Origin of the sequence: Microvenator marinus (genome assembly GCF_007993755.1) — a bacterium.
Taxonomy (GTDB): domain Bacteria; phylum Myxococcota_A; class Bradymonadia; order Bradymonadales; family Bradymonadaceae; genus Allomicrovenator; species Allomicrovenator marinus.
Genome location: NZ_CP042467.1, coordinates 5379525 through 5404587 on the forward strand (window position 1 = coordinate 5379525; position 25063 = coordinate 5404587).

Annotated in this window: 21 protein-coding genes and 1 pseudogene; 18 read left to right on the plus strand and 4 right to left on the minus strand. The window is 53.6% G+C overall.

The annotated features are described in order from the left end of the window. Positions 1-78: 78 nt before the first annotated feature. The 12 genes and pseudogenes from FRD01_RS22070 (at position 79) to FRD01_RS22120 (ending at position 12494) form a co-directional block, all read left to right on the plus strand. Positions 79-1803: a polymorphic toxin-type HINT domain-containing protein gene (locus FRD01_RS22070; protein ID WP_249755830.1), complete on the plus strand. Its 1725-nt coding sequence runs from the start codon at positions 79-81 to the stop codon at positions 1801-1803. A gap of 957 nt (positions 1804-2760) precedes the next feature. Next, positions 2761-3297, plus strand: a complete 537-nt coding sequence (locus tag FRD01_RS22075; RefSeq protein WP_146963104.1) for a hypothetical protein — start codon at positions 2761-2763, stop codon at positions 3295-3297. Positions 3298-3377: 80 nt separating this feature from the next. Next, positions 3378-3590: a hypothetical protein gene (locus FRD01_RS22080; protein WP_146963105.1), complete on the plus strand. Its 213-nt coding sequence runs from the start codon at positions 3378-3380 to the stop codon at positions 3588-3590. Between the two features lie 413 nt (positions 3591-4003). Next, the gene (locus FRD01_RS22085; protein WP_146963106.1) at positions 4004-4663 is read left to right on the plus strand and encodes an ArsR/SmtB family transcription factor; all 660 of its coding nucleotides are present in this window, start codon (positions 4004-4006) and stop codon (positions 4661-4663) included. Continuing rightward, a pseudogene (locus FRD01_RS22090) lies at positions 4660-5880 on the plus strand (MFS transporter); the annotation flags it as partial. The gene FRD01_RS22085 and the pseudogene FRD01_RS22090, both read left to right, overlap by 4 nt. Next, a complete protein-coding gene (locus tag FRD01_RS24940) occupies positions 5869-6195 on the plus strand; it encodes a rhodanese-like domain-containing protein (protein WP_347341869.1) in 327 nt (108 codons plus the stop codon). The pseudogene FRD01_RS22090 and the gene FRD01_RS24940, both read left to right, overlap by 12 nt. A gap of 13 nt (positions 6196-6208) precedes the next feature. Next, entirely contained in the window at positions 6209-7339 is a 1131-nt protein-coding gene (locus tag FRD01_RS22095; RefSeq protein WP_146963108.1) for a cysteine desulfurase family protein, read from the plus strand. Between the two features lie 190 nt (positions 7340-7529). Then, entirely contained in the window at positions 7530-9326 is a 1797-nt protein-coding gene (locus FRD01_RS22100) for a fatty acyl-AMP ligase (protein ID WP_146963109.1), read from the plus strand. Further along, complete coding sequence (locus FRD01_RS22105; protein ID WP_146963110.1) at positions 9323-9559, plus strand: phosphopantetheine-binding protein; 237 nt, start codon at positions 9323-9325, stop codon at positions 9557-9559. The genes FRD01_RS22100 and FRD01_RS22105 overlap by 4 nt, the downstream gene beginning before the upstream one ends. 165 nt (positions 9560-9724) lie before the next feature. Continuing rightward, entirely contained in the window at positions 9725-10645 is a 921-nt protein-coding gene (locus FRD01_RS22110) for a hypothetical protein (protein WP_146963111.1), read from the plus strand. Positions 10646-10735: 90 nt separating this feature from the next. After that, positions 10736-11545, plus strand: a complete 810-nt coding sequence (locus tag FRD01_RS22115; RefSeq protein ID WP_146963112.1) for an MbnP family copper-binding protein — start codon at positions 10736-10738, stop codon at positions 11543-11545. 178 nt (positions 11546-11723) lie between these two features. Next, complete coding sequence (locus FRD01_RS22120; protein WP_146963113.1) at positions 11724-12494, plus strand: M949_RS01915 family surface polysaccharide biosynthesis protein; 771 nt, start codon at positions 11724-11726, stop codon at positions 12492-12494. Here FRD01_RS22120 and FRD01_RS22125 read toward each other — a convergent pair. Then, positions 12468-13658, minus strand: coding sequence for a serpin family protein (locus tag FRD01_RS22125; protein ID WP_146963114.1), 1191 nt, complete (start codon positions 13656-13658; stop codon positions 12468-12470). The genes FRD01_RS22120 and FRD01_RS22125 overlap by 27 nt on opposite strands. 258 nt (positions 13659-13916) lie before the next feature. Here FRD01_RS22125 and FRD01_RS22130 point away from each other — a divergent pair, with 258 nt between their 5' ends. The 4 genes from FRD01_RS22130 (at position 13917) to FRD01_RS22145 (ending at position 18687) form a co-directional block, all read left to right on the plus strand. Beyond that, a complete protein-coding gene (locus tag FRD01_RS22130; protein WP_249755831.1) occupies positions 13917-15062 on the plus strand; it encodes an oxygenase MpaB family protein in 1146 nt (381 codons plus the stop codon). Between the two features lie 240 nt (positions 15063-15302). After that, on the plus strand, positions 15303-16991 hold the full coding sequence (locus FRD01_RS22135; RefSeq protein ID WP_146963116.1) for an Hsp70 family protein: 1689 nt from the start codon (positions 15303-15305) through the stop codon (positions 16989-16991). Then, positions 16988-17869, plus strand: coding sequence for a J domain-containing protein (locus FRD01_RS22140; RefSeq protein ID WP_146963117.1), 882 nt, complete (start codon positions 16988-16990; stop codon positions 17867-17869). Before FRD01_RS22135 ends, FRD01_RS22140 begins: the two co-directional genes overlap by 4 nt. A gap of 56 nt (positions 17870-17925) precedes the next feature. Then, positions 17926-18687, plus strand: a complete 762-nt coding sequence (locus tag FRD01_RS22145; protein WP_146963118.1) for an alpha/beta hydrolase — start codon at positions 17926-17928, stop codon at positions 18685-18687. Between the two features lie 26 nt (positions 18688-18713). Here FRD01_RS22145 and FRD01_RS22150 read toward each other — a convergent pair whose 3' ends face one another. Then, on the minus strand, positions 18714-19952 hold the full coding sequence (locus FRD01_RS22150) for a vWA domain-containing protein (protein ID WP_146963119.1): 1239 nt from the start codon (positions 19950-19952) through the stop codon (positions 18714-18716). A 90-nt stretch (positions 19953-20042) separates the two neighbouring features. Next, on the minus strand, positions 20043-21017 hold the full coding sequence (locus FRD01_RS22155) for a hypothetical protein (protein WP_146963120.1): 975 nt from the start codon (positions 21015-21017) through the stop codon (positions 20043-20045). 108 nt (positions 21018-21125) lie between these two features. Between FRD01_RS22155 and FRD01_RS22160 the strand changes: the two genes are divergently transcribed. Beyond that, positions 21126-22169, plus strand: coding sequence for a metallophosphoesterase family protein (locus FRD01_RS22160; RefSeq protein ID WP_146963121.1), 1044 nt, complete (start codon positions 21126-21128; stop codon positions 22167-22169). Further along, positions 22166-23278 carry an AAA family ATPase gene (locus FRD01_RS22165; RefSeq protein WP_146963122.1) on the plus strand — a complete coding sequence of 371 codons (1113 nt, stop codon included), beginning with the start codon at positions 22166-22168 and terminating at the stop codon, positions 23276-23278. The genes FRD01_RS22160 and FRD01_RS22165 overlap by 4 nt, the downstream gene beginning before the upstream one ends. On the opposite strand, the gene FRD01_RS22170 is transcribed toward FRD01_RS22165, so the two are convergent. Further along, positions 23275-24957 (minus strand): SMI1/KNR4 family protein, encoded by a 1683-nt coding sequence (locus FRD01_RS22170; RefSeq protein ID WP_146963123.1) that lies wholly within the window; start codon positions 24955-24957, stop codon positions 23275-23277. The two genes, FRD01_RS22165 and FRD01_RS22170, sit on opposite strands and share 4 nt — an antisense overlap. Between the last annotated feature and the right edge of the window lie 106 nt (positions 24958-25063).

The window sequence follows — 25063 nt, forward strand, 5'->3', positions numbered from 1 at the left end:
GCGGGCCGGTCGGCGCATGACGTAATGTGTGGACAAAGGCAACGTTTGCCGAATTCAACGGGTTTGGCAAGCCCCTCAGTGTGGAAAGACGCCAGGCCCGAGGTCTTGCCGAGAGGTTTTTCGCGGGTATCACGACTTCCCACACTTGGTGCCGTATTTGAAGGCGCCCACGCCTCCCACGAGGTAATCAGCGCGTGCCGCGCACCTCGTGAGATTACTCAACCAAAAGATGACGTGGTTGCCCTTTTGGACGATGCGACGGGTACGCTAGAGCGCGTGGTGTACTACACGCCGGAGGGCTTGAGTACGCATTACGATGATTCCGGGCAGGTTTTATGCGACGAGGAAGCCAGCCTCTTGGTGACCTGCACCGAACTCAACATGCCATTTGGCTTTAATGGGATGTGGCGCTCGAATACCACCGGTTTGAGTCATATGAGGAACCGCTGGTACTCGCCGCAGCTCGGCCAGTTCATGAGCCACGACCCGCTGGAGTACATCGACTCGTACGACCTCTACGCGTTTGCCAAACTAGACCCGATCAACTTCTGGGATCCGTGGGGATTGAGTGGTGGGAGTCTGGTTCCTAACTACGCATCTGGCGGAAGCGTGATGGAGGGAACTTCAGGGTATCTGTCTGCGAGTCCAACCAACTTTGCGAGTTTTGACTCGGGGATGTTTATCGACCACAGCGTGGGTAGCTCGAATAACTCACCTCCAGCTGCGAATTCAGGGACCAGTGCCCAACGACCGCAACCCTCACGCCCTGGGTCGAATCGAAATCGCAAACGTAGCATTGCGCAAGGTCCCGGACTGCCGAGCAACGCACTTGCGTGTGGTGGGCGACTGCAACTTGAATGCAGCACATTTGTGAACCAGGGAGGGGGTGGTCCTGACGATCCGTCTGTCTTCAATGATGAGAAGCAGGGCTTTGGATTTAGGGCCGTGAAGTTCTGGGCCGAACTTATCGTAGGCGAGTCGGTATCGGCGGTCGTCATGGCTCCTGCAGTACCTTTGCGTATTGCGGGAGGGGTAGGCAAGACAGCGGGTGGACTTTTGGCCAGAGCAGGTGGATGGATTTGCAAAAACGGGCGATGCCAAAAGCTCAACCCGGCAAAGCTCATGAAGCCTTGCTCGTTTACAGAAGACACGCCTGTGTTGATGTGTGACGGAAGCGTTAAGTCGATAGACGAGGTGGAGATAGGTGACTCAGTTTTGGCGCGGAGCAAGCTCACGGGCGAGATTGCATGCCGTGAGGTCATGAACCTATCGGAGCCTGCTGAGCGCTCCATCATCCTCGTCACCCTCGAGTCCATGGATGGAACGAGCGAAGTGATTGCCACCACCGAAAACCATCCGTTCTTTGTGGAAGGTCTTGGTTGGACGCGCGTGGATGACTTGGTGCCCGGCGACCTCGTGCCGAGCGCGACTAACGGCCTTCTCACGGTCAGCGCGCTTGAGTGGACGGATCGGATGGAAATCGTCTACAACTTCGGAGTCGACGAGTTCCACACGTACTTCGTAGGCGAGGTGGGCGCGTGGGTCCACAACTGCTTTTACAACAGCATAAAAGATGCACCCGCTTATCCGAAAGACTTCGTTAAGGGGAAGTTGACAAAACATAACGTGAAAGACAAGGAGCTATTGAACGACGTTCTTCGAAAAGAGGCGCCCGGAGAATGGAACAAAGTCTATCTAGATGGTAAATCTGGAGCCGAGTCGGTTTCAGTACATTACTTTCAACACGCCAAGACCGGGAAAGTCTTTAACGTGAAAGTTAAACCCGGGCACAGTAACAAATAGAACTGGGTGAAAAACATGCCTCTCAACACGTTAGCGAAGTATTGGCTGATCGGAATGGCTGACATCTTTCCCAGAATCCCTGTTCATCCGGAGGACCTGCCGCCATTACAAATGCAAGACTCGGGAAAGAATTATCTCTTGGGAATGCCTCTTCAGCAAATCGCATCTTCGCAAGGCTACTCTTGGGACGCGGAACTCGAAGATTCATTTGTCCGAGCGCGAAATGAGTTTTTAGCGCGACTCGATAGTCACCTGAAGGGCCCACTCAATGTATCGAAACCAAAGTTCGATTCAGATGCCGTCTCGCACTCACAGTTAGGCTCTTCCTCCCGCTTAGTGATTGGGGACGAATCCATGTGCCTTTCTTATCGTCCGTTCGGAAATGAAATCGAGGCACTGGGGGCGTCTTTGATAGCGACCACTTCAGTGGGAGTACTCTCTTCAATGGTGGAAGAAGCGATTACGCGAGAAGAAGCCAAAACACTGATTTTTCAACCAACCACTTCGACTCTGGTTGGCAAGTTGCCGTTTGGAGACGGATTGGTCTCAGGCTTAGAAGTACTTCAACACGCTCTCTTTCGGTTAGAGAAGGAAGTACCGACTAATAGCCAAGTCGTTTTTCACGTCGAGGAATACCTTGAGTCTGTGTCCCTCTTTTTCGAAAACTTGGAGGCAAACATGAAGTTTGATCCCCGATGGGCCATGTCAACACGGAGCGCGAGGTCCCTGTTGAGACACCACTTTTGAGGATTATCCCAGATGACGCATAACGCCCCTAACCCTTTGGTACGGTATTGGATTATTGGAATGCAGGAACTTTTTCCCGACGTCGAAATTGATCCTCGTCTCCTAGTCCGATACAAATTCGAAGGCTCCCAAGATCGCTACCTACTACGCGGGCCTCTTTTAGCCTTGGCGAATTCCGAAGCTCCAAGTTGGGAGGAGGGACTCGAAACGATGTTTTTTGCTGCGCGAGAAAGTGTTTTGTCAATCTGTGCCATTCTTACATCCGACCCAATGATACCTCCGACTCAACCAGGTTTCGAAGGCAATGCAACGGTTGTAACGGATGTTTACGGTGTTCGAGTAGATACTGGCGAAGACTCGGTGTTCGTCGAGTTTAGACCTCTTGCGCGTGTGATTGATGTTTTGGCAGCACTTCTAGTCGCGGTCGTGTCTTCAGGAGTTTTGGTTGCTTTGCGAAATGGAGATCTGACAATTGATGATGCGGAAGATTTGATCCTCCTCCCGGCTACTGCGGCACTGCTTGCTAGGCTTCCATTGGCCCCGGTCCTAGTGAAGGGAATTCACAATCTGATTAGTGAACTGGTATGTGCAAGTGTCAGGGGCGTGACGCAAGAGTACGTGGAGTCGCAAGTCGAGGCCTTCTTAGCCGACGTGACTTTGTTTTTGAAGAGCGTGGCGTCTTGTCTCGATCTTGATCCGCGGTGGGCGTTGACCACGCGCGTTGCGAAAGCGATCCTTGGACGTTGACCACATCGATGGACGGGAAATCCGAAGAGCTAATTCTATTGGTCAATTCTTTCGACCTTGACTCACGCGGGTGGGTTCTTTTGGATCACTGGAAGGCTGATACTGAGGCCTTCGGGATTGCTCACCAGCGTGAGCCAAGACACCTCGTCTATGTGGGAATCGTGGACGGTGGCTACTATTTTGCGTGTGAGATACCGTCCGGTCCGAAGGCTACGGATTTTGTAGTTGTCGCGGAAGGTGAGGTTGATTCGAAGCAGCGATTGATTGGGATCATGGAAAGCCATCTTGGATAAAGTTTTCACGCTCCGAAAGCAGAGGCGATCCGCTCAATAAAGCTCTTGATTTGACGGCAGCACTGTGATTTCGGCAGACGAGGCGCATCGGGGTGGTTACTGCTCATGGCGCAAACAATTTACATCGGTCGGCGACGACTCATTTTTGGTTGCCGCCCCAAATAGTCGGATCACACGGATCTGGAGTGGTCCTGATTTTCTAGACACCGGTTTACAATGAAGGGGTCAACGTGTGGTATCCCACCAATTCGCCATCTCTTACGCGCGCCTAGAGAGTTGGAGAACACCCACGTACAAGCCGCATCATCAAAATCGTGAACGCCAATCCGTGTTTTGCCCAATAATCAAATGATCATTTGACTATTGGTTTGATGTGCTCATACTTCAGTCCAAGGACGAAGGAGCACAATCAAATGAACACCAGAGACTTTAAAAACGAGGCGTACCAACATCTGGCCGAGGTCGGAAAAGCCCTTTCGAGCCCTGCCAGATTAGAAATCTTGGAGCTCCTTGCGCAGGCGCCCCGAACTGTTGAGGTCCTTGCTACTGAAGTCGAGCAATCGCTCGCAAACACGTCACACCACCTCCAGGTGCTCAAGAGAGCTCGCCTTGTCAAAGGGACACGAGACGGTCTCTATATCACCTACGAGCTCACAGGCGTGGACGTGGCGCGGCTTGTGGGGCAACTCGCAAGAGTAGGTGAGGGGCACCTGGCCGAATTGCAGAAGCTAAAACAAGACTTCTTCGACGGGCGCGACGGCCTCGAGTCAATCGACCTCGAAACATTGCTTAAACGCCTCGAAGCAGAAGATATTGTGTTGGTCGACGTACGGCCGGAGTTTGAATATGCGGCAGGGCATTTGCCCGGTGCGCTTTCGATCCCTCTGAATCAGCTCGAAGAGCGGCTTTCAGAGATTCCCAAAACGCAGAAGGTCGTGGCGTACTGCCGAGGCCCGTATTGTGCGCTTTCAGCCGATGCGGCCCGACGACTTCGCGAGCTCGGCTGGGATGCTCAGCGCACTGAAGTCTCATTCACCGACTATCAAGAGCATAAGGAAAGGGGAGAGCTATGAGTGAAGTGAAACTTGGTCTGAAAGAGAATTGGGCGCAATTCTCCTTGCTCGTATTGGTTAACGCGTTCGTTGGCGCCATGGTTGGGATGGAGCGGTCCATTCTGCCAGCTATCGCTGAAGACGAATTTGAGATGGTCGCTCGTACGGCCATTCTCTCATTCATCGTGGTCTTTGGCGTGACAAAGGCACTGACCAACTATTTCGCAGGACGATTCTCAGACAAATTTGGGAGAAAGTCCGTGCTCATCGCGGGTTGGCTCGTGGCAGCACCGGTGCCCTTCCTCTTGATGTGGGCCCCGTCTTGGACGTGGATCCTCATCGCCAACGTCTTCCTCGGCGTCTCACAGGGCTTGACCTGGTCCACCACCGTCATCATGAAGATCGACCTCGCCGGGCCCAAGAACCGCGGACTGGCCATGGGGCTGAACGAGTTCGCTGGCTACTTTGCCGTGGCCATCTCCGCGCTCGCGACTGGCTGGATTGCATCGGAAGTCGGCTTGCGGCCGCAGCCGTTCTATCTCGGAATAGGTTTCGTTTTGCTGGGTACCTTGCTCTCAATCTTCGCGGTCCGAGAAACTAAAGGACACGTAGCACACGAATCCAAACTCCATGGGGCCAACGCGGACGGGTCCGACGAACTCTCTGCCAAAGAAGTGATCATTCGCACGAGCTTTAAGGACAAAGACCTCTCAAGTGTGTCGCAGGCAGGTCTGGTGAACAACCTCAACGACGGCATGGCGTGGGGGCTCTTCCCGCTCGTGTTTGCCGCGGCGAGCATGTCGCTCGCTCAGATAGGAACGCTGGCTGCGATATATCCGGCCGTTTGGGGTCTGGGCCAACTCTTCACGGGCGCATGGTCGGATAAAGTAGGCCGCAAATGGCTTATCGTGGGTGGCATGTGGACCCAGGCCATCGGCATCGTGGCAATCGGAGCGGGTAGCTCTTTCGCGGTGTTTGCGCTCGGAGGAGTCCTCCTCGGCCTCGGAACGGCGATGGTCTACCCAACTCTATTGGCTGCGATTGGGGACGTAGCTCACCCGAGTTGGCGAGCCTCCTCGGTTGGGGTCTACAGGCTCTGGCGAGACATGGGCTACGCCTTCGGAGCTATTCTTGCGGGCGTCGTTGCAGATGCCTTTGGCCTCTCTGCAGCAACCTACACTATCGCCGTCCTGACCTTCGCTTCGGGCGTGGTTGTCGCTTTGAGGATGCGCGAGACCCTGCGGAAGTCACTACCTGCTAAGACCTGCATCGAACCATCTGAACTAGATTCCGGCGCATTGGTGATCGATGTGCGTGACCCCGAGGAGTTTGAATCCGGCCATATTGAAGGTGCGATCAACATTCCCGTGGACCAACTTCAGGAACGAATCATGGAGGTGCAATATCACGGTTTGGTGGTCACTGCGTGTGGAAAAGGTGGAGGAAGATCGGAACGTGCTGCGCAACTACTTCGAGATGCCGGATTCATAGATTCTAAGGCCCTCTGCGGGGGGACGAATGCATGGTTCGATTATACTAAAGATTTAACTTAAAAGGAGTCCAAGTATGGACAAGAACGAAATTATCTACCTGGACTACAACGCCACGACTCCCGTCCATCCTGAGGTTGTGGACGCAATGATTCCATACCTGCGTGACTTCTGGGGGAATCCTTCAAGCTCCCACGCCTATGGCATAAAGGCGGCCGAAGCGGTTGAATTGGCGCGAGCCCAGGTTGCCGAATCCATAGGTGCTCTACCAAGCGAGATCTACTTCACGTCCGGAGGCACCGAGTCCAATAACCTCGCGATCATGGGGGTTTGTGCAGCGCGACCAGACCTTCAGTCGGTTGTGACATCAGATGTAGAACATCCGGCAACGGAAGAGCCGTGTCGGCTGCTCGAAAGGCGCGGTTACCAGATTACTCGGCTAGAGGTGGACCACTTCGGAAGGGCCATTGTACCGCCTGATCTGGACCTTTCTGACGTGGCGTTGATTACCATCATGCACTCGAACAACGAGACCGGGACTTTGCAGCCCGTGCGCGAGTTGGTTGAGCTTGCGACTCGCCATAAGGTGCCCGTACATACTGATGCCTCTCAGTCTCTGGGCAAGGTGCCGATTGACGTCAATCAACTCGGCGTGGACCTCCTCTCCATTGCAGGCCACAAACTCTATGCGCCCAAAGGCATAGGTGCTCTCTACGTTCGAACCGGGACCCCGATTGAGCCCTTTACGCGTGGGGCAGGACATGAGCGAGGACTGCGGCCAGGAACCGAGAACGTGGCTTCAATTGTGGGCCTTGGAAGGGCCGCAGAACTTGCGGTGCACGAACTTAAAGCCAAGGCGGCAAGATTGACTGATCTTAGAGACAGACTTCATAGAAAACTGAAAGCCCAGATTCCGGGACTGGAACTCAACGGCCACCCTGACGATCGACTCCCTAATACTTTGAGCATTCGTTTTCCAGGCGTAAGGGGGGCTGAGGTTCTGACTCGGGCGGATATAGCTGCTTCTACAGGAGCGGCTTGTCATAAAGGCGAGGATAAAGCCTCAGCCGTAATCTTGAAGATGGGGGTTTCGATGGATGAGGCGCTGGGAACCGTGAGATTAACTCTAGGTCAGGGAACGACCGAAGAGATCGTGGACCAGGCAGCATGTAGAATTGTAGAGGCATGGGCCGCGATGAAGCGCTAATGCGGTACGAAACGTTGCGTACCGCATTAGAGGCTACTTTGTGATGGCTTCCCGAAAGGCACCGTCAGATAGATAGGTTCACCGGGAACGCGTGTGTGATCTAGGTCATAGGCTCTAAAAGTCTGGTTGAGTTGTTATTTTGGGGGGCGTACGTAGCTCAAGGAATTGCAAATTCTTGAGCGTGACCTGCATGTTTTTATATCCTGATCGAAATGCCAACGGACCGACGATTGTAGAGGCCTTGGGAGCACTAAAAGACGAGCACTCTGAGGGGATTGTCTTCTACGCGGACGATTTGAGCCAAAAGCTCGTCAGTTTCGCTGAAATCTATGCTCGGGTGGTCGATTCCGCTCAAAACCTGCTGAACAAGGGGCTCAAACCGGGGGAAAGGGTCGGAATCGTCATTCCCAATCCCGAGGAGTTTGTCATCTCGTTTCTCGGGGTGCTTGCGGTACGTGCCGTACCAGTTCCGATGTACCCACCGTTTTCACTCGGGAAGCTCGACGCTTACATCCAAAACGCGGCCGCGATCCTTCAGAAATCGCGTGCGTCGTTGCTCGTCACGGATTCCAAGATGCAACGAGTTCTCTGGAGTCTCGTGGACCGTGTAGACTCATTGGAGCGAGTCATTGAGTATCGAGATCTGGCGAAACCGTCGAGGACTGAGAACTTCGTGCTACCCGCAGTAGAACTCGATGAAATTGCATTCTTGCAATTTACATCAGGTTCCACATCCGCTCCCAAGGGTGTCGTAATCACGCACCGAGCCCTGCTCGCCAATATGGACGCGTTCATGAGGGCCTATGAAATAGGTCCCGGGGACAAGGCGCTGAGCTGGCTTCCACTCTTTCATGACCTTGGCCTAATCGGCTTTGTTTTGGCCACGTGCTGGTATGGTTTGCCGACGGTCATCATTCCGACAGCGCTCTTCGTGCGGCGTCCATCACTTTGGATGCAAGCGATGCACGACCATCAGGCCACGATTTCCTGTGCACCGAATTTTGCATTTGCGCTCGCAACGCGTCGCACACCAGCGGATGTGCGCGACGGCCTCGATCTCAGTCGGGTTCGAATGCTCGGCTGCGGCGCTGAGCCAACCCATCCGGACACGATCGATTCCTTCCTCGCGAATTTTGAAGCGTGCGGGTTGAGGCCAGAGAGCATGGTTTCTGTGTATGGGCTCGCCGAGAACGTACTTGGAGTATCGTACTCACCGTTGCGCGAGCCGCTAAAGGTTGATTCTGTGGACCGCGATACCTATCTCAACGAGGGGAGGGCGCTTCCATCCATGGAGGCCGAATCGCTGCGCTATGTCAGCGTGGGCTTCACCTATGAGGGTTTTGAGATTCAGGTCATAGACGAAGAAGGTAGACCACTGGCCGACCGTTTGGTTGGCGAAGTGCTTGTCAAAGGGCCGAGCATTGCTGCCGGATACTTCGAAGACCCGCTTGCGTCTGCGGAGGCGTTTACGCCGGCAGGCTTAAGAACGGGGGACATGGGGTACCTGGTGGGCGGCGAGCTCTTTCTCACGGGCAGGAAGAAGGACACCATCATCATTAACGGTCGAAACTACGACCCCCAGTCCATCGAGTGGGTCGTGCAAGAGGTAGATGGGGTGCGAAAGGGCAATGTCGTGGCCTTCAGTGTATTGGCCGAAAACTCGGAAAGCTTGGTTGTGGTGGCGGAAACGCGGTCAAATTTAGATGAAGAGGAGTTGAAAAAGTCCGTGATTACCAAGGTAAGGCAAGAGATCGGCTTGAGCTTGGGCAATATCGTCTTCCTCGAAGCTGGTACGCTGCCGAAAACGTCGTCTGGAAAGCTCCAACGCTCCAGGACTAAGGACGCCTACCTCAAGTCCGAATTGGGCTCGGAGGGAAAGCGCACCCTTGGGGCCCAAGCAGATATCAATGTGCTCGCACGCCACTTGGCCGGGTCGGCGTATTCGCGAGTTAAGGCTGGCATGCGCCGGCGGGCAGGTGGGCAATGAACGATGAAATCTATCGCGTGTTTAGTCGGGTGGCTCTTGACGTTGGTAACCGCACGTTCTCGCCAGAAGAGCTCGAACAACCTCTTTCGGAGCTGAACATCGACTCCGTGGAGCTCATGGAAATGTTCGGCATGATGGAAGAAGAGCTCGGCCTTCTCTTGAGTGAAAGCGAGATTGCAGAGATTCAGACGCTAGAACAACTCCTTGCGGTCATGAGTCAAAAGACAACATGATACTTGGCACGGTTTGCATGGAAATTTCAGAAAGTTTCAGATATGCAGCCAAAAGCATTTTTGCCTGAAGATCTGAAACCAACTGAAACTTCCCACGCCGGTATTGTGCGGGGTAAGTCAAGTGGATACCTTTCCCTACATCTCGACACGAACCGGAGAGTTCCCATGAAAAAACTTATCTTTATCTCGGCCATCTTTTCATCTTTTGCTTTAGGTTGTGGAGACGCGGAACCGGAAACCGAAAGTGTCACGCCTCAAGGAAAGGCAGATGGAGCGAGTTGCGACATCGGCTACTACGAGTTCGAAGGCCGTTGTCAGGACCCACTCGAAATCTGTACCGCCACGGGTGGACTCTTTGCCGACGCTGGATGCGCATGCCCCGATGACGGGAATTTCTACCTTTCGCTCGGCTGCACCACGCCAAGCGAAGGTCAAGCTCTTTGTGAGACCGGAGTCGGCCAAGGTACCTGGTCGGAAATCGAAGGTTGGAGCGGTGAGCCCGGCGCACAGAAGTTCGATTGCGAGTGCCCGGCTGAGACCGCGTTGGATGCGAACGATGGAATGTGCAAGGACTGGATCACACTTTGCCAAGATACAGGCGGAAGCGCACACGACTGGGGCTGCAACTGTGGGCCTGACCAAACTTTCTACATGTCCACAGGCGGGTGCACAGATAACTACGTAGCTGAAGCGATTTGTGAAAATAGCGGCGGCGGATGGGAAGAAGTTCCAGGATATGACGTCACAACTCCAGGCTCGTCACACGAGTGTCAGTGTCCAGATATTCGGTTTGTAAGCGATTGGACGGGGCGTTGCGAGCTTCCTTCGGCGAGCGAGTGTGAGGCTACGGGAGGGACCGAGTACGATTGGGGTTGCTTCTGTGGAACGGATTCATACTTCATCACTGGCGAAGGTGGCTGCGTTGAAAGCAATACCGCACAGAATCTATGCGAGAACAGCGGCGGAGCTTGGACTGAGACGCCTAACTTCGAAGAAGCCAGCATGAACGGCCCTACCGAACGTCACTACTGTCTGTGTCAGAACTCCTACTACGAGGCGACCACCGGGACGTGTGAGACTTTCTGATAATCGCTCGTCTACTTGCGACAATTTGCCTCATGGATTCTTGTCAAGGACTTCGCTAAGACTCTCACGACCAGATCGGAGCGAGCGAAGATGTCATTTCAGAAGTTATTAGCAGTCCTTACCGTTGGCCTAGTTGTGGGTTGTGGAGACGATGAGACCAACCCTAGCGCCAAAGCCTTAACCATTAGTTTCCAAAGTGTCGTGGGCGATGAAGACTTTGGGTGTGACCAAGTCTTCGAGAACATTGGCACGAACGCCTCTTCTCTTACCATCACCGACAACCGTCTCTACATCTCGAACATAAGGGTCGTTGATGACGCCGGTGTGGAGCATCCCCTGGAGCTTGCACAAGACGGCGTCTGGCAGTTTGAAGACGTTGTCCTGCTCGATTTTGAGGACGGTACGGGGAATTGCACTAATGGCAACGAACCAACCAACCTTCAAGCGGTTGGAACCACCTCAGCCACCTCATACGCTGGTGTTGTTTTTGACCTCGGAATCCCGGAGTCGTTGAATCACTCGGATAGCGCTATCATGCCGTCTCCGCTGAATCTCACATCCATGTGGTGGAGCTGGCAAGGTGGCTACAAGTTCGTTCGCCTAGAAGGATCTACTTCAGAGCTTGATGGGTGGCGTTTGCACCTCGGAAGTACCGCATGCACTGGCGATCCGGGCTCGGAGATTTCGTGCTCGAATAAGAACCGCCCCGAGGTCCGACTCGATGGACCGGTTGATACTGACCCCATCCTCTTCGATATCGCAGACCTGCTTAAATCCTCCGACCTGAGTCAGGATGCAGGTGGAGCCGTGGGATGTATGGCTGGATCCGACGACCCAGAATGTGCACCACTTTTTGAGACGCTTGGTATCTCTGGAACCCAATCCGCTTTCAGATTCTAAAATGAAGCCCTAGAGCTTGGGGTGGAACCCGTTGCCGCTTTGGCGCGTAGGGATTGGGGCGGCGTACACCGTGGCCGGGTCCGCGCACACCCCGTACCGAATTTTTTCGGGTCTTGCACGTCAGTGGTGACACGAGGCATGTTTGGGCCTCGAATTTTTCAATTGGATGGAGATGAAGATGAGAAGAGAAACTTTAGCGTTAACACTCTTGGTGGTTTTCGGAATGAGTGCCTGTGAATCCGATAAGGCGGTGAAGGTGGCAGATGAGGCTGAAACCGTCTCTGATAAGGTTGAAGACGCGCCTGCTCCGGCGGAAGAGGTAGCCAATGCTGAGGCTCAGGAAGAAGACGTAGTGGCCAATGAAGAAGCCAAGACGCCCGCAAAGGCATCGTCCGAGGTTGTTCGGAACGACGATGATACCGTGATCGACTGGAGTACCTTCCCGCTCAAAGGCGAGGTTTTACAGAAATTTGCCTGGACCGACTTCCAGGGGCAGAACGCAGTTGTGATGGTCAAGGAACTGCGCGGCAAGACCGGCGGAGCCATTCTGGTGACTCATGCACGTTTCAATGCGGATGGTTCCTGGACCAAGGTTCGTGACCTCAGGGAAGTGATTGAGTCCTGCGAGTTCGACCTGGTGCTCGACGGCTTTGTGGGTGAATGGTCGGTTTCTGACGTAGACGGAGACAGTATTGGAGAAGCCACATTTGCGTGGAACAGCGATTGTGTCTCCGATGTCAGTCCAACAACGTTCAAGCTCTTTATGCTCGAAGACGGCCAGAAGTACGCGTTGCGTGGCAACACGCTGGCGGAAGGACAAGGCGGGAAGTACACGATGGGGCCTGAGTTCGCGACTGCACCCAAGAGTTTTGAAGCTCACGCCAAAAAAGCCTGGGAAGCCGCTCTCCCTCGAATTGAGGGGCTATTCGACGAACTGCCCGACGAATAAGATCGATTTCGTCGCGTCGTCGATGATGAAGTAGATGAAAGGCTTGTCGAAGTTGATGACTCGAGGCTCGACCGGCTCCGGCGCATTATTATCATAGCCAATCACAACAGTGGCGGCGGCGGCGGTCGTGCCGTCTTTATCGGCATTGATAACTACCTTGTGGACGTAGGTCTCCATGTACTCGCCGGTTATCGTGTCTGTGGTGTTATAGCCACCGTTTTCTCGCAGTGTATCGATCGCTTTGACGAGGTCGGGCTGGCTTTCAGTTTTGATGTTTGGAATCGAGAGTCGAACGAGGCCCCTGGAACTCGTACTCAAGATGCTACGAAAACCCCTGAAGTTAAGCGATGAACGGAATGTCTCAAAGTCCTCGGGCATCACTGCGACCATCGAATACTCGCCGGTGTAGGGGATCCTAACCATCGTGTAGTCTTCGCCGACGTGGTGTTGGTACTCGGTTTCGTTTCCAAAGCCAGCGACGGACTTCGTTCCTCTGCGGCCGCTGAAGTTGATGGAGCGCTCCACGTAGTCATGCACCCAATTCCCTACGAAGAAGATGGTGTTGGTGGTGACGGAGACCGTATCTGGATTGATCAGGCCTGGGTCCAAAAAGTCCGTAAGAAGGCCGCGTGAGCGCTCTTCAATCCATGTGTTGATGACTTCGCGGGCGTACTCTGGGTCCCCTGCAAAGTCGAATGTGTGGACGTTATCGTACCCGTCGGGCCTCGCTTCGTCGGTGTATCGGCTCTTGTCCAGCCATTGGATATCGCGGGACTCGAAGATCGACATGCGCTCTTCTGATTCGTCGCGCTCCATAAGCTTCACGCCGAGCGAGTTGAATGCCGTCTTGGTTGCGTCTGAGTCTGGGAGGTAGCCAAATAGGCCCTCGAACACGTCTTGCAAACGCTCGCCATTTTGGAACCAAGAGAATGTCCGAGAGACGCTGAAAGGGGAGAGAACAATGTTCTCGTTCAAAGGCATCTGGTTGTAGAGATTGATCGCGAAACCTGTGTTCCCTTCAACAAGTGCGTTGATGTCGGCGATTGGGGCTGCATCCTCCAACGCTCGTTCATGCAAGACTTCAAATCCTTCTTCCGGCATCCCGATGGGCGTCTCCCCACATCCGAAGCTCAGAGCTAAAACCAACATCAATAATTTCTTCATTTCTTACATCCTGCAGGTATTCGTTTTTGTTCGTCTGGATCGTTTGCAATCCGGGGGCCACCATCTCGGATTCCCGTAAGCCCGCGAAGTCTACTTCTTTTGGGCTAGCTGGCTAGTTTTGAGATTCAGAAAACTGAGACAAGGTACTGTCCCGATGGGGCTCCAATCTCAAATTTCTGAGATAAATTTGACTTCCAGAGGCACCGAAGCGTTCAGCAAACGCATCTCTACGGCATGAATATCGGGTACCCATCGAGGATGGTAAATCTAGAAGCCGCGCTCCAGAAGTTTCCGGAACTAACGCCGCGAATGGCCCACTGGATTCGAGAAGCCGACCCCTTGGCCGACCAACTCATCGACGCGACGGCTGATTGGCGAGGAGGGCGGCTCTTTTGTGAGATGGACAAAGCCGTGCGCGACCCTGATGCTGCGCCGCCGGAGTTTGGACCTCTCTTGGAACACACGTTCACCGTTCCTACGTGGGTCGACTTCGACCGAATTGCCAATGGCGGGGAGTTCTTCCTGAGCACGCATGTGGTGGGCGGCATCGTGTTGGGCGCGCGCTCCCTCATCATGGGCTACGCCGCGCCAGCTGGAAACAAGCCTCTCGTGTTGAGTGGTAGGCTCGAGGGTTCGGTCAATCGCAGGCTTGCTGAGACGTCCAGATTCGTGTTCGACGTGAACAAACCCGGAAGTCTCAGGCCCGGTGGTGCAGGTATAAGCGCCGCACTCAAAGTCCGTCTGATCCACGCCAAAGTGCGTCAGATGATTCGGAATTACGGTGAGTGGCACGACGAGTGGGGCGCACCGATCAACCAACACGACATGATGGCGACGATTCTCCTCTTTGGACTGGTTCTACTCGAAGGACTCGAACACCTGGGCCTCAAGCCGAGCTCCGAAGAAGCCGAAGACTACATCATGCTCTGGCGCTACGTAGGCTATCTGCTCGGTGTTGAGCCGGAACTCCTTCCTGCCACACGTCTTGAAGCCGAGCGATTGATGGCGTTTGTCGACCTGACTCAGGCTGCCCCCGACGAGGACGCCAGACGGCTCACAGCGGCCTTTTTGAACGCGAGTGCGGCCGAGGACGACAGAGCCACGCCTCCTCTTGCCCTGGGGCATACACTCGCCCGAGAGCTGCTTGGTGAGAAGATGGCCGATGCGCTTGGCATTCAGCGTTCGCGTTTGAGACATGTCATTCCGGTAGTGCGCGGTACCGTTCGCCAACTCAACCACCTGCGCCTTCGTGATGTTGGGCGCAAGAGCGCGGTCGAGGCCGGGATTCGCTACTGGGAGTGGGTACTGCAGAACAACCCGGCAGGCCCTGTTGACCTCACGCTTCCGGAAACACTTCTGCGAAAATCGATTCCACGTGCGCCACTTCGACAACGGTCGATGTGAGAAGTTATCATTTTTCGTGAAAAATCATCACAAATGGCCCATTCTCGTGAAAAGTCATCACAGATGGCCCATTCTCGTGAAAAATCATCACAAATGGCCCGTTCTCGTGAAAAGTCATCACAAATGGCTCGTTCTCGTGAAAAATGAACACATTCGGAGGGTCTTGAACCAACTGGTCATCACCACTACAATCGGACGTCCTAAGACGATTTAAAGACCACGGCTATTTCGGGGCCCTACATGATTGTTGGAATTGACCTAGGTACGACTAATTCACTCATCGGCGTATTTGAAAAAGGTTCCACAACACTGATTCCAAACGTTTTTGGACAGAATCTCACGCCCTCGGTGGTTGGTATTTCCGACGAAGGCGAAGTGTTGATTGGGGCTGCGGCTACAGACCGATTGGTTACCAACCCCCAGCTCACGGCTTCCGCGTTCAAACGGTCCATGGGAACTTCCCAAACGTTTAGACTAGGTTCACAAAAGTTTCGACCCGAGGAGCTTTCGGCTCTGGTGATAAAGTCATTGGTACGAGACGCCGAAATTTACCTCGGCAGACGAGTGACGGAGGCGGTAATTTCCGTGCCCGCCTATTTCAACGACACTCAACGAAATGCCACAAGGGCGGCCGCAGAAATCGCTGGTTTGAAGGTGGAACGCTTGATCAATGAACCCACCGCCGCGGCACTCGCCTACGGCTTACACGATGACAAGAGGGAAAACACTTTCTTGGTGTTCGACGTGGGCGGAGGGACATTCGATGTTTCAGTAATTGAGCTCTTCGAAGGGGTTGTGGAAGTTCGAGCTTCTGCGGGAGACAACTACCTTGGAGGCGAAGACTTCTTGGATGTTTTGGAGGCGATTTGGCACGAGAAGACTAAGGTTGGTGAGTTGAGTTCAACGTTGAAGGCGCAGTTGAGGCAGGCTGCCGAACAAGCAAAGCGTTGTCTGAATCGTGACCAAGTGGTTAGTTTTGGGATTCAGAGGAATGATAGTTTCATACAGTGTTCGATTTCTCCTTCGGAGTACGAAAGTAGAATCGCTCCACTGCTTATGCGACTAAGGCGCCCTGTCGAATTGGCACTTCGCGATGCGAGAATAGCGGTTGAATCGCTAGACGAGGTTGTGCTTGTCGGTGGCGCAACGAGGATGACTTCCATTCAAAGATTGGTGGCAAAGATGTTTGGGAAGCTTCCTTTGCGCCACATTGAGCCTGACGAGGTCGTTGCAAGAGGAGCCGCGGTGCAGGCTGGACTGAAGATGCGATCCGAGGAACTCGACGACATCGTTCTAACCGACGTGTGCCCGTACACTTTGGGAATTGAGTCCTCCAGAGAACTTGCTCCGGGGGATTATGCCCACGGAATCATGAGTCCAATAATCGAGCGCAACACACTGATTCCTGCCTCAAGATTGCAGACATATTCGCCTATCCATGACAACCAAAGAGTACTGAGTATTGGAGTGTATCAGGGAGAGGCGCGTCAGGTTTCGAATAACATCAAGTTGGGAGAATTTGAGGTTCAGCTTCCCAGAGGAAATGTCGCTGAGGAAACCCTGGTCGATGTGAGGTTTACTTACGACGAGAATGGAATTCTAGAAGTCATTGCCACCGTGAGAAACACCGGGGACGAGAAGAGGCTCGTCATTACTCGCAACTCAGGCCAAATGTCGAAGCGAGAAATCGAGGCTGCCTTGAAGTCGTTGGAAAAGCTTAAAATTCATCCCCGCGATCAAGATGAGAATATTGCGATGTTGAACCGAGCAAATCGGATTTACGAACAACGACTGGGCTACGAACGAGAACAGATAGGGAAGCTGATTGACCAGTTCGAACTCATTCTTGAAGGGCAAGATCCTCACGAAATTCGTGAGTTTCGGCTTGAGCTTCAACATTGTCTTAATGCACTCGAGTTTAGAGAATGAAGAGTCCGTGGCAAATCCTTGACATCTCACCAACTCAAGACTCAAAAGAGGTTAAGAGAGCGTACGCGAAGCGTCTCAAAGAAGATCGCGCATCAGAAGATGCTGACAAGTTTCAAGAGTTGAGATGGGCCTATGAGGCGGCACTTGAATGGTTCGAAACCCCTGAAATCTACGAATCTACCTCGGAGCCGCTCCAAGAACCCCAAAATGACTTTGAAGATCTGGCTGAGTCTATCTTGAGAGCAGAGAATCCTGTTGGTGCGTTTCGTGAAGCCGTAGTCTCACCGGAGCTCATTCCTATAGACTTTGCAAGAATGCTTGAACTTGCTCTTGCCAAGAGTTTCGACGCGGGAAAGCCTAATCCCATGGAAGCACTGGGTATCTTCGCCGAGGTTGCGAGCTACTATCGGTGGGATGATGTGCAACACGACATACACGTGTGGAGTGAAATAGGTGAGGCCTCGATTTTGGCGACTGGTGCGTGGCGCTGCAAACAGACGCTTTCACAAGTCGCGGACGGAACTTTGAAGGAAAAACGCGTAATCAGAACGGCAGCAAAGGTTCTCACGGGGGCGTCCGGCCCGAATCCAATTTCTCGCAAGGCAGTGATCAAATCCATACCCACACTACGGTCGCGGTTCGGTGATGGATGGGATTGGCTCCTCGTTCTGGACTGCAGCGACTACGACTTCCGGGTCGAACTCATCCAAGAGCTGAAGTACAGGCGAAGTGAGCCGGCGTATTCGGCACTTGCTTGGGCAATAGGTATGGTTGTTGGTGCCTTCTTCTTCATGATTATAGGAAAGTTTGTCCGATACCTCTATTTAACTGCTAGGATTGAATGGCTTTACCGTAAGCCCTCGGTTACTGAGTCGTGACATCCGCGGTGTTTGGATGTTGATATGCAGATCCCACTAGCTCTTCAGAGGCGGCCATGAGAACCACTAAACTCAAAGTTTCCAATCGAGTTGGTGTAGAGCTTTCCGCGGTGGTCGATGAGCCCGATGAGATTGCGGGTTGGGTGCTCTTTACGCATTGTTTTACCTGCTCGAAGGACCTCAAGAGTTTGAGGAGGATCGCTCATACTCTGACTGAGGACGGCCTTGCGGTCGTTCGATTCGACTTCACGGGGCTAGGCGAGAGTGGTGGTCGATTTGAAGACACCACGTTTCAGACCAATATCGAGGATATTCTGGATATGGCTGAGTTTATGGACCGTGAGTTTGAAGCGCCCACACTAGGTATCGGCCATTCTTTAGGCGGAGCGGCCTTTGTGCATGCGGCGCCGAAAGTCCCTTCTTTGAGAGGCATCGTGACCATGGGCACGCCTTTTGACCCAGGTGAGGTCAAAAGGCATTTCTCCAGCGCCCTGCCCACCATTTCAACCCAAGGCTCAGCTCAAGTTCAACTCGCCGGTCGCCCATTCATCATCACGCGGGAGTTCGTCGAATCGCTCGAAAACACGGAACTCTCTAATCCCTTGAGCAGGTTGACCGTGCCGATTCTCGTGATTCAGTCTTCCGACGATTCGTTGGTTGACCCCGCCAACGGCAAAAGGATCTTTGAGGCCAGCCATGAGCCTCGAGACCTCTTAGAACTCGAGGGTACCAATCACCTTATGACCAGTGGGAATGGGAGTATGGAAGCGGCATCGGCCATTGTGGAACGCTTTGAGGGTGTTTTGCACCAATTGTAAGTTGGATTTACAATTGGTGCAGACCGTCAACTTGAACTTCGATTGAACAAGCCTCGCGAGCGCGCCTCGTAGAGCACGTGAGAATGCGAGGTTTTTCGCTCCACACTGCTCATCGAGCGGCCAAATCGTGAGGCATCCAGGATTAACTTCTCGTGAACGCGTCCAAGCCCCTCGGAGAGTGTTTCGGTATATGCCTCAAGGCACTCCCTGGCGAGCTCGCGAATGGCGCGCCTTGCCTCGTCGTAGAGATGGAGCGAGTTCAAATGAGTGGCCTCCAGAATCACGAGGTTTCGCTTGGCCTTGTAGGAACGCACCAACACGTCTTCGTGGAGCAGCGGTGGCTCGGGTACTTCACTGACTCCCACAAAAGACACGTCGGCTTCTGAGAGCAATGCGTCTTCGCCGAAGACTTTGACAAAGAAGAGGTTCGAGTCATCGGGCGCAATCGCGTCTAGCTCAAACTCAAAGTAGAGCTTGAGCTCTTGTTTGCTTATCAAAGAGCCGAGATGCACATCGAGCGACTCCCGAGTGCGGTGCGATTTATAGCGCCCGAGGAACGAGATTTTCCCGTCATACCCTGGAGGTCCAACAACCTGAACACGCGCATTCATCACGCTTGCCGCGAGGCACTCCTTGATTTCACTCTCCATGATTTCAGGAATTCGTGACTCGTCTGCAAAGAAGACGAAATTCCCGCCACCTTCATGGGCCATGGTCTCAAGGACTTGCTCGTCAAACCCTTCGCCGATTCCGAACGTGGAGGTACGAACCCCTTTTTGAATGCCCTGGCGAGTCATGTCTGCGAGCTGGCTGGGCTCAACCATTCCGGCGTTGGTCAAGCCGTCCGAGAGCACGATGACGAGCTTTTGTTCGGCCTTTTCCACCAGCGTGTGAAAGCCCGACGACCAACCCGCGCTAATATTCGTGTTTCCTTGCGCTTCGATGGTCTGGATGAGCTTTTTGGCAAAACGCACATGCTCTTCGGTTGCTTTCAAGGACTCCATCAAGACGCTGGAACGATGATTGAAGACGGTGATCGAGAACCAATCGCATGGTCTCAAATGCGAAATGGCTTGTTTGAGGGCCTCAATCGTTTGCTGGATCTTTCGGCCCCGCATCGATGACGACACGTCCACCACAAAAGCCACGCTCAGAGGAGGGGACTCCTTTTCTGATTTCGGGGCTACAAGTTTGAGCTCAGCAAAACGCCGGCACTTCCCACTCATAGCCACCCAGTTCCTGTCTACCTTCACTTGAATCTCCATCTCGCCTCCTACCGGAACCCCTTATGGGTTCACGCAAGATGGAGTATAGGCACCGGTTTGGCACGCTATGTGCCGACCCCCTACAAAGTTCTATTTTTTTAACCAGAGCGCTACGTCACCGGTTTGAGGCAGTCGTTTCCAGGTTCGAGAAGAGACGTCAACCGCGAAGCTCTCGAAGACTGGATTGTACACTCCAGCCATGGGGTTATGGTCCATGGGTTGAAATCTCGAGGAGCGCACGAGGGCCTGAGTACCGTCTGGAGAAAATCCTACCATGCGTATTTCTTCGTCGCGTCCATCGGGGCCTTTGGTGCGCTCGGTGAGCTTGAGAGCCTTGGAGCCCGGCTTCCAAAGCCAAAGTTCGTGATTCTCAACAAATCCCAACGTTGTTCCGTCTTGGGTCCAAAGAGGGCTAACGTAAGAGCTCGAAAGCTTGTGTGCATCAATGCTTTTCATATCCGCTCCAACTACTTCGAGTTGGCTCTGAGGGCCTTCCCCGTGCACCACTGCGAAACGTTTGGTGGCCGCACTGTACGCCACGCGTTTGTAGGGTGGAGAAAACGGCAGTGTCAGGGGCAAAGCAGGCTCGTCATGCGCCTTGCTAAACGTTAACTCGTCGTCTCGCCAGAGCCACCACGACCCGTCACTCCCAAATCCAATGGAGCGCCCCGACCAATCTTGTAGGGTGGGCTTTTCCTCGAGAACAGGTGACTTCAAGCGTGTTGCGACTGAACCGCGAATCGTCCAACAAGCGCGCAAAATTCCCGGGTCAAATGCGATGCCACAATAGACAAAACTTCCATCATCCAAGGCGTAAAGCTGCTCTCCTCCCCAACCAGTGCCGCCGTTTGAGTCATTCAGGTTCAGATTCCAATCTATCTCCTTGGAGCCTGAATGCGAGATGCGGAATATGGCCTTGGAGGGAGACACACTCTTCAAAGTAATGATGCTCTCGTTCTTTGCGAGGGAGTACGGTTCTACTGGATGACTCTTATTGCATCCCCACAACGAGAAACTCGCCAAGAGCACCGGCCAACACGAAAACAAAATTGTGTGTTTCTTCATCACCATACCTTAGCACACCCCGATAAATATCAGTGAAAAATTGAACTTGGCACGTAGCGTGCCAAGGGCGTGCCTACTATCTGCTCGACCTAAAACCGAGGAGAAAGAATGACCCTAAAGTTTTTGCACGTTTCTGGACTTTTTTTGGATTCCCCTTTCCAAGGATTGCCTTACCTGCCATTCGAGGCGGCCCCAAGCCTGAGGAATGCCAGCATTCAGTATCTGGACAAGCTCGTAAATCTGGCGATTTTTGAACACGTCGAGTTTGTGCTCATAGCCGGGAACATCACCAAAGGCGTGAATTTTGGCCTTCGAGGTGCCCACTTTTTTGTTGAGGCGCTAAAACGGCTCGATTCCGCAGGCATTCGCGCGGTTTTCCTTCCTGGGAAAGAGGAGGTGGAATCCGTGCATGGATTCTACTTTGGGCAACTGCCTCAGCTGGCGCACAAAATCCCCATGGGATCCACAGACGTATTTGCCTTTGAGACCGAAGACTCGAGGGTGGTCATTCACCCGTTATTTGACCCGGAATGCCGGCCTTCTCTGGTAGAAGGCGCACTGAACATCGCGTTGGTGAGCCCCATCTATGGCGCAGATTTGAAGGGGCTAGAGTCGGCGTTTGATTACGTCGCGGGCCCAGATGTGCGCTCCAGAAGGCTTGGTTTTGACGAACCCGGGCCGCATGGGGCGGTGGTGGTCGAAGTCGATGATTCAAAATCTGTCCACGTTCGGCGTGAGGATATCGACGTGGTGGACTTTCGCGACGTTCACGTGTCGTGCTCGGATTTGGAGAGTCTGGATCAGCTCGTCTCAGTGGCCGGCACCAGGGTACCAAGAGAGAGCGGAAAACACGTCTACATGCGACTTATCCTCGAAGGGCGAACTCGACTCGCGAATGAGTTTGAAGGCACCGCCATTCGAGACTTGATACAGGCTCTGAACAGCCAAACTGAGGATCCAGTCGTGCACTGGGTTGCGTGCAGGAACGAGATCAAGCCTCCTCTCGATGCCAAGGACTTGGAAGATCCATTGGCCCAGGCAATCTCACGCTGTGCCGAGCTATTTATCGAGGACCCCGGCCGTGCCTCAAAGGCTGCATATGTTGAACGCGCGAAAGAGCGACTTATCGGCCTTCTAAAGGAGGCAAAATGAACATCAAAAACATCAGAGTGAAGAGTTTTGGAGCGCTTCAGAATTTGGAGATGGAGGGTCTGAGCGCGGGTCTAAATGTAGTTGTCGGGGCCAATGGAGCAGGGAAGTCAACGCTAGTGGAGTGCATCAAGCGTGTCTGCTTTGGGTATCGTTGCTATTACATACCGCCCAAAGACGCCGTCCCTGACGCGACCATTGAGTTTGATTCGGGAGTCGATTGGGTCGGGCTCGAGACTTTTAAAAACGTCTACCTCAACGACCTGAAGTTTAGCGTGGAGAGCCAGCACACCGGAATCTTAGCCCCTGAGTTTATCAATCAAAGTGGTCAAATTCAGGCCACCTTTGAACGGCTGGCAAAAGCGAGTGCGTCCCTTAGTCGTCCGCGCGCGGAGAGCGTGATTGGATGCCTCGAGATGGAGCTGGAAAAGATAAGTCGACACATTGACCGTGCTGAAGCAGAGCTCAAGACTCTGCCCCAGCTCGAAACGAACGCCATCATGAGGGGTATCGATGGGCCGAGGGTACCTTGGGAACTGGACGATACCATGCGCGCTTTGGCCGGAGTGGTAGAGCGCATCGCCGAGTCCGACGGAGACATGGTTGAACACTTGGAGAAATTTGTTGCTCTAAGGGCAGACGCTGCTGCCCTTGAAGAGGAAATGAATGCGCTGGATTACGAAAAGATCGAACTCGATGCCAAGATTGACCGAATCCGGCGCAGCTCTGACCTCGCCTACTTCAAGTTTGGTGAAGCGATTGTGGGTGCGGAATTGCAAGAGTACCGAGAGGAGTTGTTGGTGCTTGAGACAGCAAGAGAGTTGCTGTCTTGCGCGTTGGATGCCGCGGACCACGGACCTTCGCAACACGATTGGATCTCGAGGTTGCTCTACCGTCTCGAAGTCGCTCGTGGCTACACCAGGCATGGAAAACATGGTGTGTTCGTGGTGGACTCACTTCTCGATCTTTTAGACGACCAGAACCTCGAAGTCGTCGTGGGTAGACTCTCTGACGCAGCAAAAGACCTCCAGATTATGGTGTTGACGAGCCAGTCGCGAACTCTGGAGGCCTTTCGGTCCGAACAAAATCTGAAGGTGTTTGAGCTTCCCTAGCTCAAGTACCAGGCGCGGCCGATTTCGGATCCGTCAATCTGGAACCCACTCGTGCCCATATACCCTTGCCCGGCGTTGAAGAGGGTGCCGGCACCGTTCTCTACCTTAATCAAGCAGCCAATCTCGGTCCCATATTGGGTTTTTGCTTTGACGGGCTGACCAATGAGTTGTGCGAGCGCCGCCTCGTTCGAGACTGGCTCCTTGATGGTGTAGTGGCTCTCGTCGTAGAGCGGCATGATGAGCTGGGTGTCTAGCCCCTGAAGGTAGTTTGCCCAATCTGGGTCCGGGTCGGCCACGCGCATACCTTCGAGAGGGTCTGTGGACGCAACGCGCGGAGGTCCGGCTGGGGTTTCGTTGTACGAGGCATAAGCGGACTTCTCAACAGGCACACCATTCTGAGTTGAAACGTCTTCCAAGATCGCGTGAACAGCCTGATTTTCCTCCAGAGAGACTTGGTCGTGCATCACGGCCAAAATCTTTGCGGGTTCGGGGACAACGTCAAGCCAACCAGGATTGGGAACAAAGAGCGCGTGATTCTTGCTGAACCCACGGCTTCTGAGCCGTTGGTAGCGCTCTTGAGGGCGGCCAAGCGTGGCGATCACAAAGGCTAGGTAATCACGTGCAAGCATCGGATGTCCATCTGAAAGAGCGGCTGCATAATCATCCGTCAAGAGTACGGGCGGATCTGGGTAGCGCTCCGATTGAACCAGTCCGAGCAACCGGTAGGACGAGTCGTTGTTGGTTTGCTCGAAATCATCGATGTTTCTCAGCGCAGAGCGCAACGCAAACTCGTCCCATCCTCCAAGGCAAGGCTGGGTGTGCTCTTTGGGTTGGCAGTAGTCCCAACCGAAAAGGTAGCCAGGTTGCTCAAAGAGTTCACTCAGACGCGGCACGTTGATTCGACCACACGTGTTCATCTCGACTTGTGCGTGATAGTGGTCGATTGGGTCGTCGTGCTGGTCAAAGTAGCTCGTCACCCAGATGACCCGAATGCCATTGGCAGCGCGGAAGAAGTCGAGGAATCTGGGGTCCAATTCGTAGCCAATCTTCGCGTGAACCTCGTCGATTTCCTGTTGCGAAACCGGTTCTCCAATCTCTGCAACCCGCACCAGAGTGGAGTCACATGCCTCCAAAGCGGCCATCATGGCGTCGATTCTTTCTTTGAAATCCCACGGCCGTGATTCAACTGCGGCAGGCTGGCTTGGTGCAGCCTCTTGAGCTGGCTCGTCGTCTACGACGAGGATGGTTTCCTTAGCGGAAGCGTCCATAGGTGTGCCCTTCACGTCCGCCGTAACGGCAAACTCGATGAGCACTCTAGGGTCGATGACAGGAGCGTCGGCGTCGAGGTCGAGCCTTGCCATTGCGCCCGCTAGGTCAATTCCGCCCAACGCGAACGAATGCTTGATAACCTCGCCAGCGCTAGCTTCTTTGCCCTCGATCTCGCCCTCAGCCACCACGACTGACCGCGGCATGCCTTCGTCTTCGAGGTGAGCGGTCATGCGGTAGTTGTAGCTCAGAATTTCTACGTCGTTAGTGGTGTGGACTTCAAAGGTGCCCTTCAAAACACTCTGTGAGAGTTGGAAGTTCACACTCTTTGGCGCTCCGCCTTCGAGCTCGGTGATATGTACCGTGACCCCGTGACCACCCACAAAATTCTTAATTTTATCAAAAAATCCCATCTTCATTGCTCCTTGTAATATGCGGGCTCAATGCCCTCCCTTTTTTCCGTGTTGGACAGAATTTGGGATATTGAGGAGAAATTAGGTACTGAAACTTTCTGAAAGT

Coding starts and splice junctions, on each gene's coding strand:
- FRD01_RS22075 (WP_146963104.1), top strand. CDS start 2,761: ATGTTTTTTGCTGCGCGAGAAAGTGTTTTGTCAATCTGTGCCATTCTT.
- FRD01_RS22085 (WP_146963106.1), top strand. CDS start 4,004: ATGAACACCAGAGACTTTAAAAACGAGGCGTACCAACATCTGGCCGAG.
- FRD01_RS24940 (WP_347341869.1), top strand. CDS start 5,869: ATGCGCGAGACCCTGCGGAAGTCACTACCTGCTAAGACCTGCATCGAA.
- FRD01_RS22095 (WP_146963108.1), top strand. CDS start 6,209: ATGGACAAGAACGAAATTATCTACCTGGACTACAACGCCACGACTCCC.
- FRD01_RS22100 (WP_146963109.1), top strand. CDS start 7,530: ATGTTTTTATATCCTGATCGAAATGCCAACGGACCGACGATTGTAGAG.
- FRD01_RS22105 (WP_146963110.1), top strand. CDS start 9,323: ATGAACGATGAAATCTATCGCGTGTTTAGTCGGGTGGCTCTTGACGTT.
- FRD01_RS22110 (WP_146963111.1), top strand. CDS start 9,725: ATGAAAAAACTTATCTTTATCTCGGCCATCTTTTCATCTTTTGCTTTA.
- FRD01_RS22115 (WP_146963112.1), top strand. CDS start 10,736: ATGTCATTTCAGAAGTTATTAGCAGTCCTTACCGTTGGCCTAGTTGTG.
- FRD01_RS22120 (WP_146963113.1), top strand. CDS start 11,724: ATGAGAAGAGAAACTTTAGCGTTAACACTCTTGGTGGTTTTCGGAATG.
- FRD01_RS22125 (WP_146963114.1), bottom strand. CDS start 13,658: ATGAAGAAATTATTGATGTTGGTTTTAGCTCTGAGCTTCGGATGTGGG.
- FRD01_RS22130 (WP_249755831.1), top strand. CDS start 13,917: ATGGTAAATCTAGAAGCCGCGCTCCAGAAGTTTCCGGAACTAACGCCG.
- FRD01_RS22135 (WP_146963116.1), top strand. CDS start 15,303: ATGATTGTTGGAATTGACCTAGGTACGACTAATTCACTCATCGGCGTA.
- FRD01_RS22140 (WP_146963117.1), top strand. CDS start 16,988: ATGAAGAGTCCGTGGCAAATCCTTGACATCTCACCAACTCAAGACTCA.
- FRD01_RS22145 (WP_146963118.1), top strand. CDS start 17,926: ATGAGAACCACTAAACTCAAAGTTTCCAATCGAGTTGGTGTAGAGCTT.
- FRD01_RS22150 (WP_146963119.1), bottom strand. CDS start 19,952: ATGGAGATTCAAGTGAAGGTAGACAGGAACTGGGTGGCTATGAGTGGG.
- FRD01_RS22155 (WP_146963120.1), bottom strand. CDS start 21,017: ATGAAGAAACACACAATTTTGTTTTCGTGTTGGCCGGTGCTCTTGGCG.
- FRD01_RS22160 (WP_146963121.1), top strand. CDS start 21,126: ATGACCCTAAAGTTTTTGCACGTTTCTGGACTTTTTTTGGATTCCCCT.
- FRD01_RS22165 (WP_146963122.1), top strand. CDS start 22,166: ATGAACATCAAAAACATCAGAGTGAAGAGTTTTGGAGCGCTTCAGAAT.
- FRD01_RS22170 (WP_146963123.1), bottom strand. CDS start 24,957: ATGGGATTTTTTGATAAAATTAAGAATTTTGTGGGTGGTCACGGGGTC.